The organism is Streptomyces sp. NPDC005408 (assembly GCF_040606445.1).
Classification (GTDB): domain Bacteria; phylum Actinomycetota; class Actinomycetes; order Streptomycetales; family Streptomycetaceae; genus Streptomyces.
In genome coordinates, this window is the sequence record NZ_JBEXEX010000104.1 from 1 (window position 1) to 9244 (window position 9244).

The following is a 9244-nucleotide window of genomic DNA, read 5'->3' on the forward strand; positions in this document are numbered from 1 at the left end:
CCCCTCTTCCCCACCCCCCCCCTCTCCCGACCCCCCCGTCGGGCGCCCGCGGGGGGGGCGCCCGCGGCCCCCCACAGCGGGTTGCACCAGCACCGCCAAGAGGTGTGACGATCGTCCGGCCAGGACAGCCCTTGCCTGCCACCGGCTGCCGGTCGACTGTGGTCGTCGACGCCACCCGACCCGAGGCCGGCCTGCCGGACATTCCGTCGGCCGAGTCGGTACGGGCCGCCGCCCGCAACGGCGGCGCCGTGCTGATCGTGACCACGGCGGCATACCGGGCCAGTGCTGCGGATCGGGTCGTTCACCTCAACCGGCCTCCGCAGCCGGCCACCAGGGCCGATGCGCAGCGCCCATCCCTGTGCGGAGGTACCTGATGAGCATCGGAGTCGGGATCGTTGGCTTCGGAGCCGCGGGCCGCCAGCATGTGACCGCCCTAGACGGGCTCGCCGGGGCACACACCGCAGCCGTGCTCGAGCAAGACCCGGCAGTCGACGCCGGGGTTCTACCCCGGGTGAGCTGCTGGCAGGAGCTGCTGGCGGACAAGCGCATCGGACTCGTGGCTCTGTGCCTGCCGCCCGGCCGCCGGGCTGAACTCGCCGTGCAGGCCCTCGACGCGGGCAAGGCAGTGCTGCTGGAGAAGCCACCCGCCGTGTCCGTGACCGAGATCGACCAGGTGACAACTGCTGCGCAGCGGGCCGGCCTGCCAGTCGGAGTGATGCTTCAGCACCGCATGCGGTTACCCGCCACCGCCTTCTCCACGAACTGGGCCCATCCAGCGGTCACCGCGGTACTGGAGGTGGCCCGGTTCCGCCCCCCCGCCCACTACCGCAACGCTGGCTGGCGCAGTGACCCTGCCTCGGCCCTCGGAGGCATCGCGGCACATCTGGGGGTGCACTACCTCGACCTCGCCTGCCAACTGCTGGGCCGACCCTGCACCGTACAGCTCGCCCCCGCCCGAGAGCTCGCCCCGGGCATCGACACCCGGGTCACCGGCCACATCGAATTCCGGAGCGGTGCCACCCTCGCCTTCACCATGACCGCCGAGTCGCCGGCGCGGAGCGAGCGACTCCAGATCCTCGGACCCGAAGGGAGCTTCCGTATCTCCGACGGCACGGTTACCACACACGTCGGCCAAACCGAGCACATCCTGTCCGACCGGCCCACGGCCGAACTGCGGCGCCTGGTCTACCAGGAGATGGTCGACGCCCTAGCCACCAGTCAGCCCCCGCTGCGCTGCCACCTGGAAGGGGCCCGCGCCATCACTGAGATCTTGAGCGCCATCGCCCAGGAATCGAAGATCTCGGCATGACGGCACCCACGACCCGGGTGGGAATCTCCTCGGGCTCCGTTCCGCGCCTCGGTGCGGCCGAACTGGCAGCACTCGCACTGTCCTTAGGCGGCAGCATCGTGGACGTGCGCGCTGGCAAGGGCCACGCTTGGGAACGCTCGGGCGGCCTGGCCGCACTGCGGGCTGCGGGAGCCGACGTGAGCTTCCTGGGTGTGGGAACCGTACTTGGCGACCCCGCTCACCCCGTTGACGCCTGCGCCGCCCTTCCATGGCTGGAACACGGACTGCCTGTGAAGGTGTTCGCAGCCGAGGGCTGCACGGGACCCGGGCGGCTCGACCTGACGCTGGCCCAGATCCGAGCCTTGACGTCCCGCGTCGGCGCAAGCAACCTCGTCCTGGTCGAGACCCACCACGGATACGCACCGGTCGACGAACTCGCCGCGCTGTGCGAGCGCGCCGGAACCAGCATCCTGCTCGACACCATGGGCCTCGCCCGCATCGCGCCGGACCCCGTCTCGGCCGCGGCCCGGCTGTCCCCCATGACTTCGTCGGCCCAAGTGAAGGGATTCGCCTGGGAGCATCCCCACACTTCACAACACCTGCCGCTCGATTCCTGTGCCGAGCCCACGCGCGAGGTGCTCGCGGCCGCGGGAGCGCTGCGCGCGATCACGGTCGAGTCGAAGGCACCCTCTCTTGCCGAAGACACCTCGCTCCTCCTGGAGTGGTACGCCACCGACGTCCCTGCCTTCAGTGAGGAGAGCTCCCCATGAGACTTGCCGTTATCAACGACGAGGTGTCCCAGGACATCCATGTCGCCGCGGCCGAGGCAGCCCGGCTGGGATTCGGAGGTCTGGAGATCCGTTCCTCCGACGGAGTGCCGCCGCATCTTATGGACGACGCACAACTGATCGCCGTCCGCGACGCCGTGGTGGGGCGCGGAATGCGAATCGCCGGCTTCGACCCCCCCGCCCTCAAGTGCCGCCTGGCCCGCACCGACGCCGAAATCATGGCAGTGCGCGACCTGCTGGTCGACGCGCTCCGGCGGGCCGAGCTACTCGGCGCACCATTCGTCCGCATCTTCACGTTCTATCGCGAAGGCCCACCGGACCCGCGTGCCGCGGCGACTGTCGCACGGGAGGTCCTGGACGGAGTTCCCACCGATCGGGTGCCGCTGCTCGTGGAGACGGGCATGCGCACCAACAGCCCTACCATGCGCCACACTCTTGAGTTTCTGGATCAGCTCGGTGACGACCGGCTCGGCATCTTGTGGGACCCGGGTAACAGCGTCTTCAGTGGCTGGGACCCCGCCCCCTTCCCGCAGGACTACGCACTCGGCCGGGAACGCATTCGCCACGTCCATGTGAAGGATCCCGACGGACGTACCGCCTACGTCCAACTGGGTGACGGCTGTCTGCCGTGGCCGGCGATCCTCGCCCGGCTCGTCGAGGACGAGTACCAGGGTTGGGCGTCCCTGGAGACACACTGGCGGATCGGTCGCGTCCTGACCCAGCAACAGCGAGACGAACCCTGGGGCGAGAGCTTCACCGCGGGTGGCTTCGAGGCCAGCTCGATCTGCATGCGGATGCTGCGCGAAATGGCCGAGACGGTTGGCGCCGTGCAGCCTCTGAACGCCGGGGCGACAAGCACCACCACGGGCAGGGCGGAGGGGGGGAGTTGAGCCCTTCACCGGTGTTCCTGCTCGGCAGCCAACGCTGCGGCACCACCGCTTTCGCCCATGCCCTGAACCGGGCTTTCCACGACGTCGGCGGTCATTTCACGGTCAACGGCAAGCTGCCTTACCTGCTGGACCGCTGGCTGACCCCCCAGGACCTGTCCGACCGTCATCTGCGGGCCGACGAAATCCTGCACGCTCTCGACCGCCGCCCGCCGGACGGCGCTGGCGTCGACCGCTGGCGGGCCCGAGTCGAGGAAAGCCTGCGCACTGCCGCACGGGAGGTGGCTGAGGGCACCGCCGGTAACGACGCCACGGTACTGGCCCAGCGTATTCTCGCCGAGAGCAACTTGGGCCTGCCCTGCTGGGGCGACAAGTACAACGAGTATCTGCTGCACCTGCCGTGGCTGAATGCCGCGCTCCCGGACGCACGGTACGTGATGCTCATACGGCACCCGCTCGAAGCCGCACGGTCCATGCTCCGGTGGGCCGGTGACCGCCCATGGGCACCGGCGACCGAGGAATCCGCACTCGGCAAGTGGGCCGCGTGGAACCGCCACTGGCTGGACTTCGCGCCAAACATTCCGTCGCACCGGCGACTGGTGATCGAGTATCAGGCATTGTGCCGGGGGGAGGAGATCCGCCGCCTGGAGGAGTTCACGGGGCTGGATCTCCGACCCTATATTGCCGGCCTCACCCCGCGGGCTCCGGCCGCCGAACTCGACGCAGACCTCCCACCAGAAGTAGCCGCGGTGTGGCAGGCGCTACGGCAGGCGTCCCATCCCAATGGCGCCGCACCTGCCTCCGTCCACTCGACCACCTCGCAGGAGTGACCTGCGCGCCGGCTCGGCCATGTCGTCGTGGACGCACCCCAGACGCCGGTGCCCTCCGACAAGCACCCTTAAGGAGTACGGAAGTGGTTACAGGTACGCCCGCTCTGAACCGGAAACAATCCAAACGAGTCTCCGTGGTGATCGCCACCCGGAATCGGCCGACCGATGCCCACCGTGTGTTGAGCGCGATCGCGTGCTACGACATCGGCGTCGTACACGAGGTCCTGTTCGTCGACGACGCGTCCGAAAACTCGCTGTGCATCAACGCAACCTGTCCCTTCCCGGTCCGGATACTGCGCAACGAGACCCGGCGCGGCCCGGCGGCCAGCCGCAACCTGGCGGCAAAGACGGCGACGGGGAACGTTTTGGCCTTTCTGGACGACGACGCCCGTCCCTTGCCCGACTGGTTCTCCGTCCTCGATACCGCGCTGAGCGACAACCACGCCGCGATCACGGGTCGGGTCCTGCCGTTCGACAGCGGCGTGGTGGCCCGTGCTCGCCAATATCGGTATGAGGTGCGCTACGCACAGCACGCGCCGAACAGTCCGGTGACCTTCTTCGCCGGTGGTAACTCGGCTGTCTGGACCGAGCTGTTCCTGTCTGCCGGAGGTTTTCCTGACATTGTCACCGCGAGCGACAACGGGCTCGTCGAGCGGCTGGCCCAGTCGGACGGCCAGGTGTTCTTTGTGCCCGACCTCCGCGTGGCGCACCGGAATAGCAAGGGAGCCGGTGTCGCATTCCGCGAGGCCTGGCGTGCAGGCCGCCTGGCGCCGCGCAGCACGCCTGCTGCGGCGCTTCCCCGCTTCGCCGCAACCGCGAGACTTCAACCCTGGCCATACGACCCGATTCCTGCCGTCCTGAATCTCGGTCTTCAGGCGGCCAATTCGCTGGCTACGGTGCTCCCATCCAGAGTGTCGCAGCGCCGATGACGAACAGTGCCCGACATAGGCGAAGCCTCACCAGATCCGCACGCGGTCTCTGGGGTCCAGCCACAGACCGTCGCCCTCGCATGTCGCAAATACCTCATGGAACTCGTTGAGGTTTCGGACAACGTTTGCTCGCAATTCCGGTGGGGAGTGCGGATCGACGACAAGGCGCCGCCGCTCTTCTTCCTCACGCCGCTTGGTACGCCAGCAAAGGGCCCAATGCAGGAATAGTCTTTGCGAACCGGTAATGCCATCCTTCTCCGGCATTGACTTGTCGCCGAGCGCCGCGAGGTATGCCTTGTGGGCGATGGCAATGCCACCGAGATCACCGATATTCTCCCCGACAGTGAGCTCACCGTTGACAAATTCGCACGGGAGGCTCCTTGGTGAAAGCCGATCGAACTGTTTGATCAGGGCGTTCGTTTTCCCCTCGAAGGCGACCCTGTCAGCCGGCGTCCACCAGTCGCCCAGGTTTCCCTTATTGTCATATTTCGCGCCTTGATCGTCGAATGCATGGCCAATCTCATGTGCGATCACCGCACCGATTCCGCCGTAATTTTCAGCAAGGTCGGCTTCGAGGGAGAAGAATGGCCTTTGCAGAACTGCCGCCGGAAAACATATCTCATTTGCGCCCGGATTATAGTAGGCGTTTACTTTCTGTGGCAGCATGAACCATTCATCGGGGTCGACGCGTGATCCGATTTTGGCCAGCTTTCGATCGACCTCAAATGCTGCTACCGCATGAGCATTCCCAAGGAGCTCATCGTCTTGTACTGACAACCTTGAGTAATCTCTGAAGTTATTTGGATGACCTATCTTGATGCGCAGGGCATCAAGCTTTTCGCGAGCTCGATCCTTCGTCGGGTCAGTCATCCATTCCAGTTCATTGATAGAGGCCCGGTATGCCCTGATGATATTGGAGACCAGCGCTTTCACCGAAGCCATGGAACTGGGCGGAAAGTGTCGCGTAGCGTATTCTCTGCCAACAGCCTCACCCATGGCTCGCTTCACGAACTGCACAGCCCGCTTGCGGCGATCCGGTAGCTTCCGAGTGCCGTTGAGTGTGCGCTCGTGGAAGTCGAAGTCGTTCTTGATGAACTCATCCGAGAGATATGGGGCGCAGGTACGCAGTGCCCGGCACAGCAGCCAGTCACGCCATTCTTCCATCGGCACGCCGGTCAGCAACGATGACATGTGGGCGAGGTAGGAGGGCTGGCGGACGCAGACCTCGGAGACGACCTCGCTCGAACTGCCGAGCCCGACAGCGTATCGGTGCCAGTCGAATGACGGAACCAACGCCTTCAGTTCATCCAGGCCGACCAAATTGTATGTGTTATGCGCATTTCGAGCCGCAGCCTGCGACCAATAGCCTTCGGCTATCTTCACATCAATCGCCAGCACTCTCTCCGCCGCAAACAGAGGAGCGTCGTGCTGCGCAAGTGTGAGCAAGTCGATCAGATATGCGGCGTACGTTTCTCTGATCCCCGCAAATCTCTCTTCGAAATAGTATGTGCTGTCGGGGAGACTGAGCCCTCCCTGGCTTATATTGAACAGGTATCGTTCGGAATTTCGGTCGTCGACATCCACATAGGTGCGGAAGAGCCCCGAACCGCCGATCCTTTCGAGTCGACCGAGAAACTCCGACAGGTCTGAATTATCGCGCAGGCTCGAGACATCCCGGAGCAGGGGTAGCACCGGCGAGAGGCCGAGAGCGGAAATGTTCTGCTCGTCCATGAAAGATGTGTACAGTGCGGCGATCTTTCGTGCGTCCTCAACATGATTTGCGCCCGTCCAGTCCGCTGAGAGCTCTTGGATGATCGCGCTTACTTGACTATCGGTACTCTCGACCAATTGCGGAACAGTGCCCCAACTCGATCGGTCCGTGGGGATCTTTTCCTGCCTGTGCCATAGATCGTTCACGTAGCCATACAGGTCATCTTGCGGACGGATGTGATGATTCATGTGCGCAGCTCCCCAGCGGACGCTCGGGGTTCTCTGTCACCATTCGCAGGAGCTCGGTGAAGGATCGCGCTCACCTTTCGTAGGGGTGAACAGGTCTGCGGAGTATTCGAAAGTGATGGTGATGCTGTCTTCCCCTCGAGACACGACGGCGTCGAGCTCGTTCCGCGCCGCCCGAGATATGGGTAGACCGCACACTTATCCGGGCCACGAATCCTCTAGATCGTAACCAGCGTGGCGGGCAGGCACGGTCACTTTCGGTCAGGCGGCTACGCCGCCCTGGCTCCGGGAGGCGAACTACGTTCCGGCGCTCTAGCCGTGATCGTGGGTGTTGGCTGCCGGAGCCGACTGGGTATCGATGACGACCTGAGCAGCGAGCCGCTCGCATCGCCGGGCCGCGTCGACCGCGTCCGCGCCCTCCGCCAGCACGTACCCGGATCGGTCTCCCGATTCTTTTACCGGCCCGACACAATCGCCTACCGCGACGTCGAATTGGATCGTGGCGGTGCCGTCGGTGAGCTCCGGGACGTCTGGGATGCTGATGCGTCGGATGATACCGGGCGACGGCGCCAGAAAGCGGACAGCTGCTCCGCATCGTGGAGTTGGCGGGATGAGTGGCGTCGGCAGGCCTAGTGCGCATTGCGCGGTGAGCATGACCAGGTCCACCCCGTATACGCGGTGCACCAACTCCCGGATCTTGTCCCCACCGATCCGATTGTGCGACTCGACAATGCGTGGGCCGCGGGCGGTGAGTCTGATTTCGGTGTGCGACGGACCATCACGTAGCCCAACCGAATCCAGGAACTGTTGCACGAGCAGGCGGACCTGGTTCTGCTGATCATCAGGCACAGAAGCAGGTACGGTGTGCCCGAGTTCCACGAAACTGGAGGAAAAGAGTTTTTCAGTAAGCGCGATGATGGTGTGCCGTCCCGCGCGGGAGAATGCCTCGATGCTGATCTCAGGCCCGTCCAGGTACTCCTCAGCCATGGCATCCTCGCCGCCAGTCCTGACGAACCGACGCCAGGCCAATGCAGCATCGCACGGCCCCGGGACCGCAAATACAGCACGGCTGCCCGTACCCGTGGCCGGCTTCAGAACAACCGGCCCCTCTACCTCGCGACAAAAGTAGGCCAAGTCTCTTTCCGAACCCACCGGCGCAGCCCGCACCGGGCTTATCCCCCTGGCGTTGAGCAGCGCTCTCATCCGCCTTTTGTCCTGCAACGCCTGAACAGTGCTCAGCGGCACGCCGGCTACCTGTAGGCGCGCAGCCACTTGAGCCGCAGGCAGCAGGCCACTCTCCGTCAGTGAAAGAACGTGGCTGAATGGCTGCTTAGCATGCATCGGAGCCAGTAACGAATAGACGCCATCCGCATCTGATAAGTCCGCCGCGATCACGTGGTGGGCTAACTCGGCCACCTGGGGGATTTGCCCACCTCGCGCGTGCACGAATACCGTCTCCGCTCCGAGCTCACGGGCCATGGACAGCAGCCGTCGCGTGCCAGCGACGATCACCAGTCTCGGGCGTTGACCACGGTTCATCGAGATCCTCCTGGTTGTAAGCCCGTTTCCGGCCCGGTCGGTAGAGAGATCGTCCCATGGAGCTCCTGAGACGATCATGCTCGGTTCCGGGATCGTTCCGGATGGGCTGTGGGAGATCGCGAAGCCCTTGTTGCCACCGGCCCGTGTGCGGCCGCAGGGGTGGGGGGATCGCGAACATCGATGACGAGGCGGTCTTCGCGGCCATCATCTACGTGCTGGTCAGCGGCTGCGCCTGGCGGGCACTGCCTCCGTGCTTCGGGGCGTCGAAGTCGACCGTGCATCGTCGGTTTGTCATCTGGTCCCGTGCGGGAGTCTGGGGTCGGCTGCACCAGAAGGTTCTCCAACTCCTGGACGGACAGGGCTTGGTCGACCTCTCCCGCGCGGTCCTCGACTCTGCCCATGTCCGCGCTAAAGAGGGGGCGAACTTGCAGGTCCGAGCCCCGTGGACCGAGGTAAGCCCGGTTCCAAGATGCACGTCCTGTCCGACGCGGACGGACTGCTCTTACGCGTCGGTCTCTCCGCGGCCAACACCCACGACAGCCAGGCGCTGAAGCCGATGCTGTCCCATTTCCACATGGGACACGAATCCCACGCAGCCGATTCCAAGCCCCAACGTCTCCACGCAGATAAGGTGTACGGCGTTCCCCACCTGCGAAAATGGTTGCGAGGCAAGCGCATCGGCGTGCGGATCGCACGCAAAGGCATCGAGTCCAGCGAACGATTAGGACGTCGCAGGTGGGTCATCGAACGCACCATGTCCTGGCTGACCGGCTAACGCAGACTCAACGATTCGAGCGACAACCCGGCAACTACCTGGCCTTCTCGGGCTCGCAGCCGCGATCTGCTGCTACAAACGCTTCCGCAACCTCACCATGTAGGACATGGTGTCAGAGGGCGGTTTGTGAGTCTTTGAGTGGTTCTGCTGTCGCCTTATGGTGTGGCGGCGGGGTGGAATCCACCGGTCCGCAGTTGTTGATCTGGTGATGTGACCAGGTGAGTGAACGCAAGCCGTATCCGAGTGACTTAT

Annotated in this window: 8 protein-coding genes and 1 pseudogene; 7 read left to right on the forward strand and 2 right to left on the reverse strand. The window is 64.6% G+C overall.

Annotation, left to right across the window (positions count from 1 at the left end; translation table 11 throughout):
- Positions 1 to 131 precede the first annotated feature (131 nt).
- From ABZS64_RS38580 to ABZS64_RS38605, 6 genes are all read left to right on the forward strand, one after another.
- Positions 132 to 374: a hypothetical protein gene (locus ABZS64_RS38580; protein WP_355839778.1), complete on the forward strand. Its 243-nt coding sequence runs from the start codon at positions 132 to 134 to the stop codon at positions 372 to 374.
- A complete protein-coding gene (locus ABZS64_RS38585) occupies positions 374 to 1309 on the forward strand; it encodes a Gfo/Idh/MocA family oxidoreductase (protein ID WP_355839780.1) in 936 nt (311 codons plus the stop codon). The genes ABZS64_RS38580 and ABZS64_RS38585 overlap by 1 nt, the downstream gene beginning before the upstream one ends.
- Entirely contained in the window at positions 1306 to 2058 is a 753-nt protein-coding gene (locus tag ABZS64_RS38590; RefSeq protein WP_355839782.1) for a hypothetical protein, read from the forward strand. Before ABZS64_RS38585 ends, ABZS64_RS38590 begins: the two co-directional genes overlap by 4 nt.
- On the forward strand, positions 2055 to 2966 hold the full coding sequence (locus ABZS64_RS38595; protein ID WP_355839784.1) for a sugar phosphate isomerase/epimerase family protein: 912 nt from the start codon (positions 2055 to 2057) through the stop codon (positions 2964 to 2966). The genes ABZS64_RS38590 and ABZS64_RS38595 overlap by 4 nt, the downstream gene beginning before the upstream one ends.
- A gap of 11 nt (positions 2967 to 2977) precedes the next feature.
- A complete protein-coding gene (locus tag ABZS64_RS38600) occupies positions 2978 to 3793 on the forward strand; it encodes a sulfotransferase (RefSeq protein ID WP_355839786.1) in 816 nt (271 codons plus the stop codon).
- Positions 3794 to 3927: 134 nt separating this feature from the next.
- Positions 3928 to 4722: a glycosyltransferase family 2 protein gene (locus ABZS64_RS38605; protein ID WP_355839789.1), complete on the forward strand. Its 795-nt coding sequence runs from the start codon at positions 3928 to 3930 to the stop codon at positions 4720 to 4722.
- Between the two features lie 27 nt (positions 4723 to 4749).
- On the opposite strand, the gene ABZS64_RS38610 is transcribed toward ABZS64_RS38605, so the two are convergent.
- Together ABZS64_RS38610 and ABZS64_RS38615 are read right to left on the reverse strand one after the other, a co-directional pair.
- Entirely contained in the window at positions 4750 to 6681 is a 1932-nt protein-coding gene (locus tag ABZS64_RS38610; protein ID WP_355839791.1) for a M13-type metalloendopeptidase, read from the reverse strand.
- 309 nt (positions 6682 to 6990) lie between these two features.
- A complete protein-coding gene (locus tag ABZS64_RS38615) occupies positions 6991 to 8217 on the reverse strand; it encodes an ATP-grasp domain-containing protein (protein ID WP_355839793.1) in 1227 nt (408 codons plus the stop codon).
- A gap of 76 nt (positions 8218 to 8293) precedes the next feature.
- Here ABZS64_RS38615 and ABZS64_RS38620 point away from each other — a divergent pair.
- Positions 8294 to 9095, forward strand: a pseudogene (locus ABZS64_RS38620) (IS5 family transposase).
- Positions 9096 to 9244 lie beyond the last annotated feature (149 nt).

What these genes read in the sequence shown, in the direction of transcription:
- ABZS64_RS38585 (WP_355839780.1), top strand. Translation starts at nt 374, where the DNA reads ATGAGCATCGGAGTCGGGATCGTTGGCTTCGGAGCCGCGGGCCGCCAG.
- ABZS64_RS38590 (WP_355839782.1), top strand. Translation starts at nt 1,306, where the DNA reads ATGACGGCACCCACGACCCGGGTGGGAATCTCCTCGGGCTCCGTTCCG.
- ABZS64_RS38595 (WP_355839784.1), top strand. Translation starts at nt 2,055, where the DNA reads ATGAGACTTGCCGTTATCAACGACGAGGTGTCCCAGGACATCCATGTC.
- ABZS64_RS38610 (WP_355839791.1), bottom strand. Translation starts at nt 6,681, where the DNA reads ATGAATCATCACATCCGTCCGCAAGATGACCTGTATGGCTACGTGAAC.
- ABZS64_RS38615 (WP_355839793.1), bottom strand. Translation starts at nt 8,217, where the DNA reads ATGAACCGTGGTCAACGCCCGAGACTGGTGATCGTCGCTGGCACGCGA.